This is a genomic window from Paenibacillus sp. P32E (assembly GCF_001909085.1).
GTDB lineage: Bacteria > Bacillota > Bacilli > Paenibacillales > Paenibacillaceae > Paenibacillus_AQ > Paenibacillus_AQ helianthi.
In genome coordinates this window covers 112,996-131,140 of the sequence record NZ_LVYY01000046.1, presented here as the reverse complement: position 1 = coordinate 131,140, position 18,145 = coordinate 112,996, and the positions used below count along the sequence as shown (strand labels likewise).

General features: G+C 46.3%; 17 protein-coding genes, 1 riboswitch and 1 other annotated feature. Of the genes, 6 read left to right on the top strand and 11 right to left on the bottom strand.

The features are described from left to right. Positions 1–150 precede the first annotated feature (150 nt). From rpsA to A3848_RS25155, 8 genes are all read right to left on the bottom strand, one after another. Positions 151–1,488 (bottom strand): 30S ribosomal protein S1, encoded by a 1,338-nt coding sequence (gene rpsA, locus A3848_RS25190; RefSeq protein ID WP_244169760.1) that lies wholly within the window; start codon positions 1,486–1,488, stop codon positions 151–153. Between the two features lie 165 nt (positions 1,489–1,653). Further along, positions 1,654–2,241, bottom strand: coding sequence for a lysophospholipid acyltransferase family protein (locus A3848_RS25185; RefSeq protein ID WP_074087603.1), 588 nt, complete (start codon positions 2,239–2,241; stop codon positions 1,654–1,656). Then, positions 2,238–2,948 (bottom strand): (d)CMP kinase, encoded by a 711-nt coding sequence (cmk, locus tag A3848_RS25180; protein WP_074087602.1) that lies wholly within the window; start codon positions 2,946–2,948, stop codon positions 2,238–2,240. The genes A3848_RS25185 and cmk overlap by 4 nt, the downstream gene beginning before the upstream one ends. Positions 2,949–3,131: 183 nt before the next feature. Beyond that, positions 3,132–3,785 (bottom strand): flagellar brake protein, encoded by a 654-nt coding sequence (locus A3848_RS25175; RefSeq protein ID WP_074087601.1) that lies wholly within the window; start codon positions 3,783–3,785, stop codon positions 3,132–3,134. Positions 3,786–3,947: 162 nt separating this feature from the next. After that, complete coding sequence (ypeB, locus tag A3848_RS25170; protein WP_074087600.1) at positions 3,948–5,306, bottom strand: germination protein YpeB; 1,359 nt, start codon at positions 5,304–5,306, stop codon at positions 3,948–3,950. 333 nt (positions 5,307–5,639) lie between these two features. Next, positions 5,640–6,335 (bottom strand): glutamic-type intramembrane protease PrsW, encoded by a 696-nt coding sequence (gene prsW / locus A3848_RS25165; RefSeq protein ID WP_074087599.1) that lies wholly within the window; start codon positions 6,333–6,335, stop codon positions 5,640–5,642. A 96-nt stretch (positions 6,336–6,431) separates the two neighbouring features. Then, positions 6,432–7,046, bottom strand: coding sequence for a genetic competence negative regulator (locus A3848_RS25160; protein WP_074087598.1), 615 nt, complete (start codon positions 7,044–7,046; stop codon positions 6,432–6,434). A 231-nt stretch (positions 7,047–7,277) separates the two neighbouring features. Further along, positions 7,278–7,694, bottom strand: a complete 417-nt coding sequence (locus A3848_RS25155; RefSeq protein WP_074087597.1) for a hypothetical protein — start codon at positions 7,692–7,694, stop codon at positions 7,278–7,280. A gap of 85 nt (positions 7,695–7,779) precedes the next feature. Between A3848_RS25155 and A3848_RS25150 the strand changes: the two genes are divergently transcribed. After that, positions 7,780–8,718, top strand: a complete 939-nt coding sequence (locus A3848_RS25150; protein ID WP_074087596.1) for a polysaccharide deacetylase family protein — start codon at positions 7,780–7,782, stop codon at positions 8,716–8,718. Positions 8,719–8,828: 110 nt separating this feature from the next. Here A3848_RS25150 and A3848_RS25145 read toward each other — a convergent pair whose 3' ends face one another. The 3 genes from A3848_RS25145 to A3848_RS25135 form a co-directional block, all read right to left on the bottom strand. After that, on the bottom strand, positions 8,829–9,614 hold the full coding sequence (locus tag A3848_RS25145; protein ID WP_178382077.1) for a metallophosphoesterase: 786 nt from the start codon (positions 9,612–9,614) through the stop codon (positions 8,829–8,831). 62 nt (positions 9,615–9,676) lie between these two features. Next, positions 9,677–10,054 carry a hypothetical protein gene (locus A3848_RS25140; protein WP_074087594.1) on the bottom strand — a complete coding sequence of 126 codons (378 nt, stop codon included), beginning with the start codon at positions 10,052–10,054 and terminating at the stop codon, positions 9,677–9,679. After that, on the bottom strand, positions 10,051–10,644 hold the full coding sequence (locus tag A3848_RS25135; protein WP_074087593.1) for a CPBP family intramembrane glutamic endopeptidase: 594 nt from the start codon (positions 10,642–10,644) through the stop codon (positions 10,051–10,053). The genes A3848_RS25140 and A3848_RS25135 overlap by 4 nt, the downstream gene beginning before the upstream one ends. Before the next feature lie 65 nt (positions 10,645–10,709). Here A3848_RS25135 and A3848_RS25130 point away from each other — a divergent pair, with 65 nt between their 5' ends. The 5 genes from A3848_RS25130 to A3848_RS25110 all read left to right on the top strand — a co-directional run bounded on the left by A3848_RS25130 (position 10,710) and on the right by A3848_RS25110 (position 18,114). Further along, on the top strand, positions 10,710–11,615 hold the full coding sequence (locus A3848_RS25130) for a hypothetical protein (RefSeq protein ID WP_074087592.1): 906 nt from the start codon (positions 10,710–10,712) through the stop codon (positions 11,613–11,615). Positions 11,616–11,727: 112 nt separating this feature from the next. Further along, positions 11,728–11,956 (top strand) — a binding site (T-box leader). A gap of 243 nt (positions 11,957–12,199) precedes the next feature. Next, positions 12,200–13,792 (top strand): phosphoglycerate dehydrogenase, encoded by a 1,593-nt coding sequence (serA, locus tag A3848_RS25125; RefSeq protein ID WP_074087591.1) that lies wholly within the window; start codon positions 12,200–12,202, stop codon positions 13,790–13,792. A 288-nt stretch (positions 13,793–14,080) separates the two neighbouring features. Further along, on the top strand, positions 14,081–15,331 hold the full coding sequence (locus tag A3848_RS25120) for a methyl-accepting chemotaxis protein (protein WP_074087804.1): 1,251 nt from the start codon (positions 14,081–14,083) through the stop codon (positions 15,329–15,331). Between the two features lie 498 nt (positions 15,332–15,829). Beyond that, positions 15,830–15,923: riboswitch (cyclic di-GMP riboswitch) on the top strand. 138 nt (positions 15,924–16,061) lie between these two features. Continuing rightward, positions 16,062–17,675, top strand: coding sequence for a thiamine pyrophosphate-binding protein (locus A3848_RS25115; RefSeq protein WP_371916014.1), 1,614 nt, complete (start codon positions 16,062–16,064; stop codon positions 17,673–17,675). 70 nt (positions 17,676–17,745) lie between these two features. Next, on the top strand, positions 17,746–18,114 hold the full coding sequence (locus A3848_RS25110; protein ID WP_074087590.1) for a carboxymuconolactone decarboxylase family protein: 369 nt from the start codon (positions 17,746–17,748) through the stop codon (positions 18,112–18,114). Positions 18,115–18,145: the final 31 nt, after the last annotated feature.

Here is an 18,145-nt window from a genome sequence, read left to right as displayed (position 1 = left end):
GCTACTCATCATAGCAAAAAACGCTTCAATTGGCTAACATACTTACTGCTAATCTTTCCATTTAAGCGGTCTATAAAACATAATCGGCGAACCCCCGTATCGAGGGTTCGCCGATTACTATACCCATATATATGTGTAAATACGAAGGGATTAGTTATTGCCCTTGAATTTGTCCAGCTTGTCGCCGAAACGTTCAGCCAAAGTAAAGCTGAGGCCTTCATTGCTGAGCGACACGTTAGGGTTGTTCAGCACTTCTTTAGGCGCTCTGTCTCTGCTGTTGCTGCGTTCTGGTCTAGCCGTAGGAGCCGGAGCTTCTTCGGTTTCCTTGATGCTGAGGCTTACACGCTTCTCAGATGGGTTGAAGTCCAGAACTTTCACCTGCACTTCTTGTCCTTCCTTAAGCACTTCATGCGGAGTACCGATGTGCTTGTGGGAAATTTGCGAGATGTGTACAAGACCTTCTACACCTGGAAGAAGTTCAACAAACGCACCGAAGTTCACAAGGCGTTTAACTTCGCCTGTTACCACGTCACCAATGTTGATTTTTCCGGCTGCAGAATCCCAAGGTCCAGGAGCAGCTGCTTTGATGCTGAGGCTGATTTTTCCTTTTTCAGGGTCAACCTTAAGTACTTTAACCTTAACTTTTTCGCCTTCGGATACAACGTCGGAAGGTTTCTCAACATGGTTCCAGGCAATCTCGGATACGTGAACCAGACCATCAACGCCGCCTACATCAACAAATGCGCCGAATTGAGTCAGGCGTTGCACTGTACCTTCGATGATTTGTCCTTCGGACAGCTCAGACATAATTTTCTGTTTATTGGCTTCGAATTCTTCTTCCAGAACTTCTTTGGCAGAAAGAATAACCTTGCTGTTCTCACGGTCCAGTTCTTTCACTTTCACACGCAATGTGCGGCCTTTGTAGTCGCTGAAATCTTCAACGAAGTGACGTTCAACCATGGAAGCTGGAATAAATCCGCGCGCGCCAACATCAGCCACGAGGCCGCCTTTGACAACGTCAGCTACAGTAACTTCGAAAGCTTCTTGGGAAGCAAAATACTTTTCGAGATCTTCCCATGATTTTTCGCTGTCAACTGCACGTTTGGAAAGCACCAGGCTTTCCTTGTTGTCGTTGATGCTGACAACCTTGCATTCCACTTCTTGTCCAACTTCAACCGCTGCTGCAGCGTTGTCCAGTTGTACAGAAGACAATTCGCGAATAGGAATAACGCCGTCGTATTTATATCCAATGCTTACATAAGCTTGGTTATCTTCGATTTTGACGATTGTTCCTTTCACGGTATCGCCTTTTTTCAGAGAAATGATTTCCAAACCTTCTTGGCTAGTCACTTCTTCTTCGTTACTTGCAACTGCTTCTGTAGCACCGTTGTTCTCTTCTGCTGCGGCTTCCACAGTTTCCGTTGCTTCTACGGCTTCATTGTTGTCAACGTTGGCCGCAGTTTCCTGATTTCTAGTTTCTTCAGACATGTGATTACCCTCCTCGATTCAAAACCCCATTTATTTAAACCCGCGTAGAGCAGAGTTCAAAACAAGCAATGCAGATATCACTTACACTTTCACGTTAGTATGTTCCAAAAATTAGCGGTTATGCCGTTATTCTAATCAGCGGAACATCCGTACGTCTGCCTGCACTTAATTCACTGTAGGCTTACCGGTCTTTGCCATCTCATGTATGCGTCCCATAATAACATCAGTGACTTCTTCAAGAGATTCGCTGCCCGCCCCGGCAAATGAACTGAGATCGATGGGAGCCCCATAAATAACGGTCATCCGGCGAAAAGGCTTGTAAGAACCGATAATAGCGGCAGGAACAACCGCTGCACCGCTGCGAAGCGCAAAACTTGCTGCGCCCTTTTTTGCCACACCGGAGTCAGAGTTTCGTGTCCCTTCCGGAAAGATGCCCATAACATTTCCGCTGCGAAGCGTATTAAGGGCCGTTTTGATGGATTCTTTGCTCACGCCGCCACGTTTGACAGGAAAAGCGCCCAGTTTGTTAATGAGCCAGCCTAGCACAGGAACCTTGAATAGCTCTGCTTTGGCCATATACTTGACCTGACGATTCAGCTTGATCCCAATAGTCATCGGATCCAGCAAGCTGATATGATTGGCACACAGCAACACTCCGCCTTCCTCCGGCACATTCTCTTTCCCAATGATCTTAAGCGGAAACAAAATGGCGTAAATCAAGCGAAGTAATCCACGGCAAATGACATAAATCATAAATGATTTCTCTCCCCGTCCACATAAGATCTGCAGCGGGATACAATTGCTTCCACGGCTTGATGGATATCCATATGCGTCGTATCTAAAAGAATAGCATCCTCTGCACGGCGCAGCGGTGAAATCTCCCGTCCTTCATCCAGACGGTCCCGCGCGGCAATATCGCATTCAAGCTGCTGGAGCGTCACTGTTTCCGCATCTTTCAGTTCCTTGTAGCGGCGTAGAGCCCGTTCTTCCACACTCGCCGTCATAAAAATCTTCACTTCGGCGTCCGGCAGCACGGTCGTACCGATATCGCGGCCATCCATCACTACTCCCTTGCGGAGCGCCATCTGGCGCTGCAAATGGCTCAGCCTGGTTCTTACGCCCTCGATCTTCGAATACTGCGACACTTGGCCGCTAACCTGAAGACTTCGGATATGCGGAGTCACGTCCTCCCCATTGATCAGCACCTTCTGCACATCCGGTTCCGGGATCAGTTCGATCACCATATCGCGGACTCTTTGATCCACCTGAAGATTATCTTCAGCCGGTATGCCTTCACGGATCATATACCAGGTAATCGCCCGGTACATCGCTCCAGTATCGACATAAATGTAAGAGAGCTTCTGGGCTACCAATCGGGCTACAGTGCTCTTGCCTGCCCCGGCAGGTCCGTCGATGGCGACGTTAATTCTGTCGTAAGTATGTGTACCCTGCCTATCCAACGGGGCATTCCTCCTCAAACACTCTTTCAGTCAAGAAAAAACAAGCTTGCTGGTATTATCAAGAAAAAAGCAGGCATTGCCTGCGACTTATAAAATTATACCACAGTTTAACCCCCAGTGCAAAATGACACTGAGGTATTTGTATAGAAAAAAGTGTCTGTTTATACCTTTTTCCCGCCCATCTCAACGGTTGCGGAAATCGAACTGGCGCTCAAAGCAGTACCGGATAATTTTTTGCCGCTCTGAATCAGTAATCGCTGCGAACTTCACCATCACCAGATTACGCCCTGTTTCCAATGTCTTGATCCGGACGATCTCACCTTCAAAGTTCACATGCTCTGTGCTTCCGTTCCGGTAAGGAACAAGCAGCCAGCAGAACAGCTTTCCTCCCACTTCGGGGTGCACTTTGGAGTCGCTCAGGAAAGAGGTCCCTCCCCCTCCGATATCTTCAGTACGAACTAAGTAGCGGCTGCCCAGCGAGTCTTTCACAGCAAGCTCAAGCTCTGCGTTTACACGTAAGAAGCTTCGGCGCTGGATCTTGAAGATGGATTCGACTGCCGGCTTTCGTATACGTACCATGCGGATCACTTCTTCCTTGAAGCCGACCACATGTGTATTAAAGTAATTTTTGACACCGCCCTCCGACAAGAAATATACGGACAGCTCGTCCCCGATAAAAAGCCTTTTCAGCCTCCCGTTATTTTCTTGAATGGGAATTTCAATCAAAAAAGCCTCGTCTTCCGTCTCTGCTATTCTCGATCTATATTCCACTTCTGCCTCTCCAGCATCGCTTGAAGCAACCTGTATGTATAGATATTCGTTGATTTTGGGATACAAGCCTGTCACCGCCACATGATTAGTATTTATTCTAGAATTAATTATAGCATGGAGATTTATTGCCCGGTGAGAAATATTATTCTGATTTTGAAATGACAAAAAGGTGCATTTCCACATGGGAACTGCACCTATCAGGCAAGATATTGCCTTTCGGCTGAAAGATTATTTACCCTGTGCGCCAGAGGATTTTCTGACTTCTTCAACAGCTTCCTCGTGACCGTCATCAGCGTTTAAGTAAATCCGGTACTGTGAGCCGTTGATTTTGCCTCCGAACTCATAGGTCAGTACCTCTTCGGCATCCTCATTCTTAATCCAGGCCAGCCGGTTGTAGAGTTCCTTATATTCCGGATTAAGCATTTTTCTGGCTTCAGCCAAAGTCAGACCCGGCTTGGAGATCACCCGCTTCTCCTGACGCTCACGCACATAATCACTTGCCTGAAATCCTGTCGGTTCCCCGGTATCCAATCCAACGCGAACTGTCATTTTTTCCGGGTAGATCAGGATGCCGTTTCGGCTGGTGACGAAGGTTAAGTTGCCCATATTATCGTAACGGTCCGCACTGACAGCAGTCATATCCGGATATCCTTTATCCTTAAGGAATTCCCCGGCTTTGGTAACAGCCTGATTCATCGACACCTTGGCAGGACCCACGTTCCGGTTATCATTGTAGGAGATCAGTAGCCCGCCCTCTACAGTAAAATCCATACTAACCGGCTCTTTATGATCCTTACTTGTTACTACAGCAGTATAGGACGCCCACTCGGTTCCCTTGCCGTTTTCCCTAACATCTACAGTCGGATTCCCACCGATGTCCGCAAATTTGACGGCTTTGCGTTTCACATCTTCCACGGTAACCGGTTTGCCGCCCAGCTTCTTCACAGAGCGTTTATTATAAATGCTGGCCACAGAAGGCCCATAATCGAGCTCAGGATAAGCGGCTACCCGTTTGTCTACTGTTTTGAATCCATCGATAATCGTGTTGTCCTCAGCCTTATCCTCTGTTGCCAGCGCAGATTCAACATCCATCCAACGCAGCCTGTTCGTGATTACCTTGTTCTGAACCTCCTGCAGATCCTTGGAAATTTCACCAGAGTTCTTATATAGCGCTTTTAAATTCCCCATTTCATTGTCCGAAAGAGGTTTTTTAGTAAAATCACGCACAGCCGCCTTGTAAGAGAAGTTGGAGATTTTGGACAAAAACTCTTCAGTCTCACTGAATGGAAGCAGGGTAAGGGGCAATTGATTGATCTCATTCTGCGCTTCACTGGTCAGCCTCCAGACATTCACAAGCCCCTTGCGGTGCATGCCACTTGAAGTATGGTTGACCGCCAGGGTATTCCCAAGCTCACCGTGAAGCTGTTCCATGTGATAAGAGAGATCATGAAAAGCTCGCTGGTATTGGTTCTCCGCTTTGATTAGAATCGAGTTCTTCTCCTGATTCTCCTGATACCCCCACACTAACGCACCAATCAGCAACAGTGTGGTAATCGGGAACATTAAGGCACTTAATCTTTTGTACATAGGCCTACAAGACTCCTTTCAGTTGCTTATTGCCGTTAGTTTGACAATAACTGAGAAGTCTTATGCACCCAAATGATCTGATATCAAAAAAGAGAATTCTTTCAAAAGGCTACTAAGCCCGCTCCTCAATTTCAAAACCGCTGCTGCAGTTGCACAGACATTGTTTGAATCCGGTCTGAATAACTCCCTGCTCTTTATTTCCTCTTAAGATGTAGCTTTCTCCACACTGCTTGCATACAATCCTAATTTTTACACGCAAAAAAAGACACCTCGCTCCTTTCTGGAATCCCTTGCTAACGGAACTACCTTTCAGGATAAGTGTGTCCATCTCTACTAGAGATTAATCTCTTCTTCACGCTTCAGGAACCGGAACGGGGAACGGCTGTTGGCCCGTGCCACCTTGCCCATGCCTCCATACCATAATACAGCCATCAGTGGCACAATAAACCAGATCCAGGTATTAGTCATGGTAGTCAGGATAAAGTCATATATCCCGTGCCACAGCCAAGGCAGAAGCAGGGACATGATTAATATCCCTCTTGTTTTGACACCACCTGAGAACTTGGCCCTGCCCATGTGGTAACCCATAATGACGCCGAACATAGCATGCCCCGATACCGGAAGCAGCGCCCGCATAAACATGGAACCGATTGAAGCGTGGCTGTACCAGGCATACATTACATTCTCCAAAGTTGCGAAGCCGAGCGAAATCGCTACGGCATATAGTATTCCATCGTATGGCTCGTCAAATTCGGTATGATTGTAGATCATATGGTACAGCACAAACCACTTCAGGCATTCTTCCACGCCGGAGGATATCAAAAAAGCATCTGCATAGGGCCCGCCGTCCAGTCCAAGCACAAGGCCCCTTTGGATGATCATAATAGGAAAAACAATCAAAATCCCCAGCAGAAACACCTTCAGAACCATAAAAAGCGGCTCTTGGTCATACTTGTCCTTTAGATAGAAAAAAGTCAGCAGCGCAAGTCCAGGTGCCACTGCTGACGAAATGACCGATAACAAAAGCACCGATTATCCTCCCTGCGCTCTATGACTTTATGTCTTCATATACAGAATTCGATAAGTAAAGGAAGGGCCAAAGATGACTTTGTTCCCTCCACACCGTCATTGCTGGCGTTTGAAATGAGTGCAGATCAATTCAATCGCATTCTCTGGCATAACCGTCTTACCGTATTCGGCCAGAACAGCTTCAGTTACTGGCGACGAATCCCCGAACTCGGAGAGAACTCCTACAAGCCCGGACAATGCAGTTTCCTCAAATTCCTTCGGATCGAAGTAGAGATACCATATATCATTATAAGAATACAGCTTTCCTTGAGAAGTAATATTGCCGAGGAGCACATGAGCCGCTTCAACCAAAGCCTCAAAGTCGCGGAATGCATATACAATGGAGTCGCTTTGTTCTAGAGTAACTTCCATTTCGTAAATCTCTTCGGGCATATCTTCTTCACCGGACGCACCGTACTGATGGTGATCATATTTTCCTCTAGTCACTATAACGACCATACCTTGCGCGGGCAATGCGAATACTTCCACGGCAAGCGGACCGGTAGCGTCAAAACCGAGTTCACTGTACGCCTGATCCATCATTTCCGTAAACAAGTCATGCACCTTGGGAACTTCCTGCCACATATCTTCCTTCTGGATGCCCCGCTCGCTCAGGTCGTCAAAAGTGAGGAAAATCCGTATCTTATCTTGACTTAATCGCTCTATTCTCATGACAGGATCCTCCTTTTGCAAGCTCATTTATTATAATGTATGATGAGTCCCGAGTAATGAGCCAAAAATGGTTACTATGTATGTATGTTATCATTTTGGCACAGCAAATGCACGTAAATAAAAAATTATTTCTTTCCAAATATAAAGAGTTTTATACCACTCTTATTTGAAAAAAAGAATCATTTTGCGGATGACTAGTCCCCAAAATGATTCTGCATCAGCTTTTTGCGTTTACAATCCCGGTATGGAGCTATGTGTATCCTTAAGAATCTGCTCTACTTCATGTTTCACCTCAGGATTGCTGCGGATGAAATCCTTCAGCATTTTGAGATTGGCTTCTTTGGATTTAACCGCAGACTCCCCCTTGTGTTCGTTATTACTATGGGAGACATGTGTGGTGTTATCAGTATGACTGCCAGCATTTGTGTTTCCAGTTGCTGTATTTCCAGCTGTAGCGTTACCAGAAGCTGTACTGCCAAAACCAGTCATGGCCATGCCCATGATTTTGTCCTTTGCTTTTTCACCCGCCCCATTCATCTGACCGTTCGGCTGAAGCAGACTGGATATCATGGCTCCGCGTTTTTTGGACATAATCATACTAATTGCAGCACCCATCAGTACTCCTGTCAAAAATGACGAAGTATTCATATCTCTAACCTCCTTGTATGGTAAAATCATGCTTAGTGTTCGCGGAAAGAATCCAGCTCATACAGCCAAACCAAAAGAAAGCGAGATGAAAAAAGTGGTTAAAGCAACATCAGCGCTGCTGCTGTCCGTCTTACTGCTGTCTGCGTGCAGTAACAGCGGCAATGGTAATGCAGGGCCAGATACGACAGCGCAGCCTACAGCGGCTACAACCCAAGCAGCACCGGAACCTACTGCGCAGGCAAGCACCAGTGCTGCAGCAAGCATGACCCCTGAAACGGTACCATCAGAGGCTCCATCGGCAAGCTCAACGCCGCAGTCGTCAGCAGATAATGGAACTGACACCAGTAAAACAACAGTTGACAATGCTGCTGCAGAGATACCGCTGCTCTATCACATGAACAAAAATTATGACATTATTCCGAACAAGGATGGCATAAGCAAAAAAGTGGTACTGCTAACCTTTGATGATGGCCCAAAGAATGCAGATATGATTAATCCACTAATGGATACGCTCGACAAGCACCATGCCAAAGCCATTTTCTTCGTGAACGGGTACCGGGTTAAAGAACATCCTGAGCTTCTCAAGCTCATTCAGACCCGGGGTGGCATTATCGGCAATCACAGCTGGGACCATATCGTACTGAAGGATAAATCCTATGCTGAGGTGAAAAAGCAAATTGAGGATGTTCAGGATATCGTCAAAAAGGTTACTGGCGAAACCCCACAGTTTTTCCGTCCCCCCCATGGCGCAGGCGGTGATGTCGGCAAGAAGATTGCAGCCGAGAACGGCCTGCTCTATATGACCTGGTCTGTAGGTTCACTGGATTGGGAAATGAAAGAGAAGGACACCGGCAAAACTGCGAAACTGATCAAGAACGTCACAGACCAGCTTCACTCCGGCAGCAACATCCTGATGCACGAACTTCCTTGGACTGTAGAAGCACTGGACACTCTATTGACTACACTTGAAGGCAAAGGCTACAGCTTCGTCGATCCACGCAGCATTGAGCTGAAGATGCGTTAAGCTATTAATACAGCGATGGATGTAACAAAAAAAGGTATTCCTTGCCTAATACGCAAGGAATACCTTTTTAGCATAACTGGAAATTAATTTACACTTGTAGCCTGCTTTTGTTAGTCAGCCATTGTATCTCGGCTTGCGCCTCTGCGAAGCGTGAGAATATGCATCTCAGATGGACTCCCCCAGCGCAGGGGAAGATGGGCTGTGCCAAAACCACGGCTAATCAGCATTTTGGCTTCGGTTTTAGAACCGTCTTTTCTCGGAAGCACAAAATGACCTGCGTTATACACCTGATAGAATGGATCAACATGACGGTGGCCGACAAAAGGTAGCACTACCTGGCCTCCGTGCGTATGACCGGCCAGCACCAAATCCGCAGGAATCTCCGATTGCTGCGACAGCCATAACGGATCATGTACAAGAATGATTCTGCAGAGTGAAGCATCCGGAGCCGCTAGTGGTGTTAATGGTTGATAGGCCTTTTTACCCCCCTTCCGCGGAAAGTCCACACCTGTCAGCAGCAGTCTGCTCCCATTTTTTTCAATTGTGATGCTCTCGTCCTGTAACAAAATCGCTCCGCTCCCGCGTATGATGTTGTCCACCAGCGAAATATTCGCCCTGTAATCATGATTGCCATGCACAGCATAGACCGGTGCCAGTCCAGCCACCAGTGTCATATTATCGCAGAGACGGTTTAAGGAGCCGCCTTTTTCCGTCAGGTCCCCTCCAAGGAAAACGGCATCTACTTTCCCCTTCAGTGGATTTAGCAGCTTTATCGGAAGGCGCCTCCGGTGAATATCTGATATAAAAAGAATGCGGAAGCCTTCCAAAGCCTCCGGCAAAGCTTCAAGAAATATTTCCTCGGCAATAATCCGGTTTCTGAATGCTGCCACCAACATCATAGCTATAAACACTGCAAGTAGCAGCATAATGATTGACAGAATGTCCAGCAGCAAGGAGGTTACCATAATGTATTCAAGTCCGGGGCTCCAATAAGTCCCCAATACAAAAGGAAAATCAGAAGAAGCAAAAATATTACAATTAGTGAATTGATGAACATTTTGCTAAAACGCAGCCGCTCCGACGGATAACTTTCCGCACGTGAAGGTGTAGAGCTTTCCTCATCCACTGGTCTTTCTTCCCGTTTCACTTTTTTTCCGGGTTGAGCTAAGGAGTGGCGGTTTTTTCTTGACAGGGTTCCCGCAACTGCTGCAGGAGAATCGTTAATGATTGGCGGGACTGATAAGGTCCGCGATCCAGTTCTCTTTCTGACAACAGCAGGCTGTTCAGCTTTATTTGGTTTTTTACGGGACTTCACCCGGCTAAGTTCCTCGCTCATGACTCCCTCCTGTAACGGATCACAAGACCCGAGAACACATCAATGATAAAGTGGCATAGAATGGGTGCCCAAAGTGTTCCTGTGTGTATGTATATATATCCCAGCCCGTAGCTGCTGAGGAATACCCACCCTGTAGGAATCCAGTGCCGCAAATAGCGCACATGAATTACGGCAAATAAAATACTTGTCCAATAAGGCCCAAATGAATGCTGAACTGCTCCCCGGAACAACAGCTCCTCGCAAACCGATACAATGGCTGCGATGACAAGGATATGCCACACTGGCCTTTTACCAAAGAGCAGCTCGTTAATTCCCCCATCATCCATGCTGTCTTCTGGAACAATATGGGTTAGCAAGAAGTCTACCACCAGCATAATTGCAGCCAGTCCAAGCCCCCAAAACACAAATTGTGCGTTTTCCGGAAAATTTAATATGTGAATGGGGTTTCTTTTCTGTAATAATATCCATATCAAACCGATAATTAAGGTAAGACCCTGAGTGATATACAAATTAACTAAAAGAAGCTTATCGGTTAACTGCTGAGGATCGGCTTTTTTAATCCTGATTTCGCCAAATTTGAATTTTTTCATTGTAACCTGCCTGTTCTATATTGTTTTTACATAAGATAATTTCCCTAGAAGAAGGAGCATTAATTATGAACAGCCGTACCTCCCGCACTCAAATGTTATACACACTAGGTTTTCTGCTTTTTCTGATATCCGCATTCGCCGCTTTTTTTACGGGAGTGAAGGTTGGGGCAGACAAAACAGAAGCCAAATACGAACACCTCAATAATAAAGATACCGCAGAGGAATACTCCGGCTCCTACCAGCAGCAGGATCTTGTTACGTTCTATCATAACGTATTTTTGCCCTATCGGGAATTCAAGCGCAATTGGAACAGCCAGCTGGACAACCTGGCACGCAGCACAGATGCGCGTGAGAATGCAGCAACCCTGAAGAATCTGAGCATTCTCGCAGACAAGCAGTATGACAAGGTCACTCAGGATTCGATCTTCACGGGCTCTCCTATGCTCTATGAATCCCAATTAAATATTTTGAAGAGCCTGACTTTGTTCTCCCAGGCCTCCAGTAAAGTCAATGCAGGTGCATCAGGGACTGAAACAGCCAAGGTGCTAAAAAGCGATAAATTCACAGCCAGTGCTGTAAAATTCGGATTGCTCGCTCAAAAAAACTTCTATGACTCCATGCTCAAATGGGGCTCAAAAGACAACAGCAAAATCCCTTCGGAAGCCGCTGAGCTAAAGACTCTCTCTTTTATCCAGTGGAAGAAAATGCCTCTCCTGCTTAAGAACGCATCCATAGCTGATATGATGTTGAACCGCTCCATCTATGCAGGCTATGACCCACAGGATATTACGGCCAAAATTGACGATATGATCTATTCTGGTACGGCTAGTTCACTGAATCTAAAGGATATTCAATCCGCCGTCACCCTGTTAATTTCCACAGGAGCGGTGCAGGAACAAGATTTCATGAAGTGGCGTGAACAGTATTACGGCAAGGAAACCATGCCACAGCTCCCGTTTTTTTATGAGTAGAACCAGCTATTGCATCATAACGAAAAATGAGAGCCACTTCAAGGCGGCTCATCTTCAACTAGACTATTGACACATCTGGCATTGCCATGTTACATTATGAAAAATTAATCAAGCAAAACCGATGATGGAACAAAGATTCTGCAAGTCTTCAGAGAGCCGGTGGGTGGTGTAAACCGGTGACGGACAGAACTCTTTAGCGCTCCTGAGATATTGTGTCGAACCTTACAGTAGGCACAATCGGATCATCTCCGTTACCAGTGTGGCCTTTGCGGGCCAATGAGGCTGCTTCTTCATACGTTGCAGTGAATTAGGGTGGTACCACGACAACTCTCGTCCCTTACTACGGCAGTAGTATGGGGTTGAGAGTTTTTTTGTTATTTAATTTCCAGTTCCAGGCCATTATATGGGCCCTCTTTTCAGGATTTTCCGGTCTGCTGCACACTCTTTCTTTTATGCGACAGCGCGTTCCCCCGTTATTCTGACATATTTTTCACTAGTTATTTTGGCTTCTGGTACTGTGGACTGCCTCTTCAGGGCATCCTTGGGCATATATAGCTTTCCAAATTTAAGGAGGACAAGAAACCATGTTTAAAGTACTAGTATCGGATCCGATCAGCGATTTGGGCATTCAGCAATTAATGGACGCAAGTGATGTAACTGTAGACAAAAAGACTGGACTTAGCGAAGACGAGCTTATCGCCATCATTGGCGAATATGATGGCCTGCTTGTACGCAGCCAGACAACTGTAACTGAGAAGATTATTGCTGCGGGCACCAACTTGAAGGTCATTGGCCGCGCTGGAGTCGGCGTTGACAATATCAAGCTTGAGGCTGCCACACAGCGTGGTGTCGTTGTTATCAACGCCCCGGACGGCAATACAATCACAACCTGCGAGCATGCTTTTGCTATGATGATGGCACTGGCCCGTCATATTCCGCAGGCTTACGCCAAAACGATCTCTGGTGTGTGGGACAAGAAAACATTCCTCGGGGTAGAGCTGCGCGGCAAAACGCTGGGTGTTCTCGGTATGGGCCGGATCGGGAGCGAAGTAGCCAAGCGTGCCAAAGCCTTTGGCATGAACATTCTTGCCTATGACCCCTTCCTGACCGCTGACCGTGCGGAAAAGCTGGAAGTGAAGCTGGCTTCAGTAGACGATATCGTACGCGGCGCGGATTTCATCACTGTGCATACTCCGCTCACTCCGGAAACCCGCCACATGATTTCTGGGCCGCAGTTCGAAGTCATGAAAAAAGGCATGCGTATCATCAACTGTGCACGTGGCGGGGTAATAGATGAAATGGCGCTGGTTGAAGCCATCAACAGCGGCATTGTAGCCGGAGCAGCCTTTGACGTATTCGAAAAGGAACCGCCGCAAGCCGATCATCCATTCCTCTCCCACCCCAAAATCATCGTAACGCCTCATCTTGGCGCTTCCACCGTAGAAGCCCAGGAGAACGTTGCTATAGATGTATCGGAGCAGGTGCTGCATATTCTGCGCAACGAGCCGTTCATTAACGCTGTGAACATCCCTCCTGTTGCGCCAAGTGTGATGAACAAGCTTCAGCCTTACTTCACACTCGGCGAAAAGCTGGGCAGCTTCGCAACACAGCTTACCGATGGCGCGATCAGAGAAATCCAAGTAGAATATGCAGGTGACCTATCCGATGTAGATACACAGCCACTGACCCGCTATATCGTCAAGGGCGTACTTTCCCGTCACTTTGGGACAGATGTGAATATCGTCAATTCGATGCATTTGGCCAAAACCCGTGATGTGAATGTAATTGTGACTAAGGCTTCCAAAACCAAGGGATTTACCAACCTTATCACCGTCACCCTGAAGGCAGATCCTGACGAAGAACGTCTGGTTGCGGGAACGCTGCTGCAGGGCTACGGAGAACGGATCGTGCAGGTCAACAAGTTCCCGGTCGATATTGCTCCGGAAGGCCATCAGATTGTAATTTCGCATAACGACAAACCGGGTATCATCGGTGCTGTCGGTACACTGCTTGGGGAGAACGATGTCAATATCGCCTCCATGCAGGTAGGACGTAAAATCGTTGGCGGCGCTGCGATCATGCTGCTCACCGTCGATAAGGCGGTTCCTCAAGCCGTTCTGGTTAAACTGGCAGGACTGCCGGAAATCAATACCGCGGAAGAAATTGTGTTACTGTAAAAAAGTAGTCCTGAACAAACGCTCTTTGGAGAGCGGGCATCCGCCTGCTGTTCCAATGAGCGTTTTTCTATATCGGATGTCACATCCTCTGAGCCTGAAGCACTAGTGAAAAGTATCTTCTCCAAATTGAACAAAACCACCATGCTATGTATGAAGATATTCACACAAAATTCATGCCCGAAAGACCTATTTGAGCATTTTTATGTCAATTCTTACAATAGACCTCTCCCTCTGAAAACGCCTATAATATTATAATACACAACATTATTTTAGGGGGAACTTTTTATGATGGACTGGATGAACAAGCTTCCGTTAAAACAGAGAATTAGAGCCGGTTGTTACTTGGTTGCCGCTTTATTCGCTGTCCCTGTACTAATCACACTTGTAGTGATGGGCAAGATGATTATCGGCATTATAATGGTTGCGGTATTGGCTGCACTGACCTTCCCACTCGCACGCTTCATTGAGAGAACGCTTACATCTTCATTCGATGATATCTCTAACGTAACCCATACGATTGCCAAAGGTGACTTTACAACCCGGGCAGATGAGAACGGTTCCATGGGGGAAGTCAGCCGCTCCTTCAATACAATGATCGATAAGCTGAAGAAAATACTAACCGAAGCGTCTCAGATTACCCGCCATGTCATGGATGCCAGCCGCGGAATCGAGGACAAAAATCAGAATCTGAAAATCGTAATGGCGCAGGTCTCCTCCTCTTCCAATGAACTGGCTCTCGGCGCAAATGAAATATCCGTGGACATCGCCGATATGACCGATTCCATCAAAGACATTGAAACCAAGGTTTCGAATTACACAAGCTCTACCAAAGAAATGAACAGACGTTCCATACATACGCTAGAATTAGTTGAGAAAGGCCGCCAATCCGTTGATACTCAAGCAGAAGGCATGCGCAAGAATATACAAGCTACCCAGAAGGTCGCCGATACGATTGAAGCACTATCACATAATGCCCGGGGGATCACGATGATCACCAAAACCATTACAGAAATCGCCGAGCAGACCAACCTGCTCTCACTCAATGCATCGATCGAAGCAGCACGCGCCGGTGAACATGGTCGTGGTTTCGCTGTTGTAGCCCAGGAAGTCCGCAAGCTTGCTGAGGAATCTACAGCCTCCACCAAAGAAGTATTCGGTCTGGTACGCAGTATTGAGAACGATATCAAGGAAGCGATTGAGAATATTGCCATCAATGAGGAAGTCGTCCAAGTTCAAAATGAAATGATCATTGAAACCGCGAATATTTTCGCCCAGATTGTGCAAAGCGTTCAGTACATCACCGAGCAAATTGCTTCTTTCTCGTCTGAGAGTGATCTCATGCTGGAGAGCGCGTTAAAAATTTCTGGAGCTATCGAAAATATCTCTGCGATTACAGAAGAAACTGCGGCCGGAACCCAAGAGGTATCCGCAGCAATGAACGAACAAATAAATGCCCTGCAGTCTGTTGCTGAAGAAACAGAGAAAATGACGCAAGCAGTATTCCAACTCCAGAAAACGATCCATATTTTCAAATTTTAATCTCCATTTTCATAGACCGTTTCATATGAAGCGGTCTTTTTTTGTTCACAAAATAATCAATGTTATTTTATGAAAATTCAGTTTTTTGGCAGCAGCAAGTACCGTTATTTCTTTTGCACTTCTCTCCGCTATTTTTAATGGAAATAATAAAATGAATTCAATTGGATCTGAAGGGTGTTTCGTTCATTAGCCTTATTAATCCAGATAAATAATGGGTACACCCCATTATTCCAATCAAATCATCCATTTCCATACAAAGGAATAGTTCAATATACCTGATATATTTCTGTTTCAATGTTTCTTCACAATTTGTATTATTAAGACTTTTTTGCATTAAATTTTTTTTGGATTCGCCCTGTTTTCCAACTCAACTGGACCATTTCTTGCAATTGACATTGTTCGTTAATTTCGTCAAAAACTGAGCTTTTCAGCACAAATATATTGACAAGAGAGGAGCTAGAAATATATTGTAAAGTAAAAATATGCATTTTTTCCAATACATCATAACGGCAAAATTCACCGAAAGGGAATGACGCAAAGCCATGGATCTACAGTCTCATTTTTATGGGACCATGACAGCCAGGTTGCTGAACAACCGAAGCTCTGGGGAAACCTCGTTCTATACGGTTATTCATTGCAGCCGACCTGTACTCTCGTGAGTGCAGGTTTTCTATTTCTGCTAAAAAAAAACATTGGGTGGGTGGATTATCTGAAAACAGTCGCAGATTATATGGCTGAGGCACTACGAAACCTCGGCGTAACACATTCCTTTGGTATCATCGGCAAGTCTATTTGTCCCGTAGTTCTTAAGATGGTCGATTACGGGATTGAATTTATTCCTGGCAGACATGAGTCCAGCTCCGGGTTCGAAGCAGCAGGCTATGCTCTCAAAACCGGCAGGCTGGGTGTAGCTTTTGGGACTTCAGGTCCAGGCGGAACCAATCTTCTTACTGCTGCAGCACATGCTAAAGCGAACAACCTGCCTGTGCTGTTCATTACAGGTCATCAATCTATTAAGGAGCTGGGAATTCCCCAGTGCCAGGATTCTTCGTCATATCTGGCTGACCTGGCGGACATGTTCAGACCGGCTACACTCTTCAGTAAACTGGTGGAGCGAGGTGATCATTTCAGCACCTTATTTAACCATGCTATTTCTATTGCTTTGGGCGGACAGCGCGGGCCGGTCCATTTATGTATCCCGTTTGATGTGCAGACGGAAATGCTGGAAGAATGCCGGATAGTGATTCCTGAGCGTGAACATCTCGTAAGCACTGCTAATTTCGAACGTGTGATTTCAGCTATTAATGCCTCCAGCCATCCTCTTATTATTGCCGGCAAAGGGGTTAACCGTTCTATTGCACACCAAGAGCTCATTCAGCTGGCTGAAACTTTTAACATCCCTGTCGTTACTTCACCGGGAGGAAAAGGTGCGATCCCTTGGGATCACCCGTTGTATCATGGACCAATTGGTGTTGGCGGCTGCAAGCATGGTGATGATTTATTGAACCGCAGTGATTTGTTCATTGTGCTTGGATCACGTCTGAGTGACATGACCATCTGCAATCTAAAGGCTGAAAATCACCCGAAAACACTTATCCAATTTGACGTAGACCCTACCTTCGTAGGTAAAATTTTATCTTCACAGACCATCGCTATAGGCGGGGATTTACGGGACAATTTGGCTTTTTATCTAAAGAATATAGATACAGCTGCTATAAAGAAACATATAACAGAAACCGATGTTCATTATGCGGAAGAGTTGCCTGTTCTCTCCAAGCTGTCACTAGCTTCGGTCATGAGCACCTTGAGCGATTTGATTCCTTACAACAACACCGTTTTTGTAGATGACGGCAGCCATGGCTTCAACGCCGTGAAATGGTACAACGTGAAAAAACCGGGTAGTTTTGTCTTTGATGCTTATTTTGCCTGTATGGGCAACTCCATTGGCATGGCTATTGGGGCTAAGGTGGCTTCCCCTGAAGAAACCATTTTCTGCCTAACCGGAGATGGCTGCTTCATGATGCTTGGTGCTGAAATCAACACTGCAGTCTGCAAGAATATTCCGGTAATCTTTATCGTAGTGAACAACATGCAGCTGGATATGGCGCTTAAGGGGATGGAGAAAACCACAGGCAGAATTGACGGTACGATCTACGAGGTACCTATGGATGCCGTGAAATTCGCTGAGTCACTCGGAGCCACAGGCTACAAATGCGAAACCGCGGAGCAATTCAACGTTGCTGTACAAGCCGCAGTCGAGTCAAACCGTGTAGCTGTCATTGAATTGTTGACGGACCGTGACGAAGTGCCTCCAACGGCCCATAGGACGTTGAATCTCAACTAAGTAGCAGAGGTAAGAATCAAGCTTCACATGACCGGTCCTTGCCACTCATCAAAATTCAGGAGGCATCTTTGTGGAAAACACCAGTTACAGCGGTCTAAAGCATTTTACCAACCTGTCCGGCGACTATGGAGCCAAAGCACTAGCTCCAATCAAAGAGCATTTCCCCGAACTGGCCGAGTACATTATGGGCAACGCTTATGGGGATCTTTTTCAGCGCACAACAATTGGCTCCGATTGGAAAGAAATTGCTGTTATTTCATCTTTGATTACTATGGGACAATTTGAGCAGCTCGGGGTCCATTATGTGATGGCGCTCCGCGTCGGAATAACTGTAGAACAGATCAAAGGAATCTTATTGCATCTGGTGCCTTGTATCGGTGCTCCAAGAGTCATTTCAGCTTTTAATGTGCTGCTTGCAACGCTTGAGGAAATCCAATAAATTCTTCTTCAACAATTTTATACACAATTCG

Excerpts from the sequence above, each read along its gene's own strand:
- A3848_RS25130 (WP_074087592.1), top strand. The coding sequence starts at position 10,710 with ATGAACAGCCGTACCTCCCGCACTCAAATGTTATACACACTAGGTTTT.
- rpsA (WP_244169760.1), bottom strand. The coding sequence starts at position 1,488 with ATGTCTGAAGAAACTAGAAATCAGGAAACTGCGGCCAACGTTGACAAC.
- A3848_RS25135 (WP_074087593.1), bottom strand. The coding sequence starts at position 10,644 with ATGAAAAAATTCAAATTTGGCGAAATCAGGATTAAAAAAGCCGATCCT.
- A3848_RS25185 (WP_074087603.1), bottom strand. The coding sequence starts at position 2,241 with ATGATTTATGTCATTTGCCGTGGATTACTTCGCTTGATTTACGCCATT.
- A3848_RS25145 (WP_178382077.1), bottom strand. The coding sequence starts at position 9,614 with ATGTTGGTGGCAGCATTCAGAAACCGGATTATTGCCGAGGAAATATTT.
- ypeB (WP_074087600.1), bottom strand. The coding sequence starts at position 5,306 with ATGTACAAAAGATTAAGTGCCTTAATGTTCCCGATTACCACACTGTTG.
- A3848_RS25140 (WP_074087594.1), bottom strand. The coding sequence starts at position 10,054 with ATGAGCGAGGAACTTAGCCGGGTGAAGTCCCGTAAAAAACCAAATAAA.
- A3848_RS25150 (WP_074087596.1), top strand. The coding sequence starts at position 7,780 with ATGAAAAAAGTGGTTAAAGCAACATCAGCGCTGCTGCTGTCCGTCTTA.
- A3848_RS25115 (WP_371916014.1), top strand. The coding sequence starts at position 16,062 with ATGGCTGAGGCACTACGAAACCTCGGCGTAACACATTCCTTTGGTATC.
- A3848_RS25160 (WP_074087598.1), bottom strand. The coding sequence starts at position 7,046 with ATGAGAATAGAGCGATTAAGTCAAGATAAGATACGGATTTTCCTCACT.
- serA (WP_074087591.1), top strand. The coding sequence starts at position 12,200 with ATGTTTAAAGTACTAGTATCGGATCCGATCAGCGATTTGGGCATTCAG.
- A3848_RS25120 (WP_074087804.1), top strand. The coding sequence starts at position 14,081 with ATGGACTGGATGAACAAGCTTCCGTTAAAACAGAGAATTAGAGCCGGT.
- A3848_RS25155 (WP_074087597.1), bottom strand. The coding sequence starts at position 7,694 with ATGAATACTTCGTCATTTTTGACAGGAGTACTGATGGGTGCTGCAATT.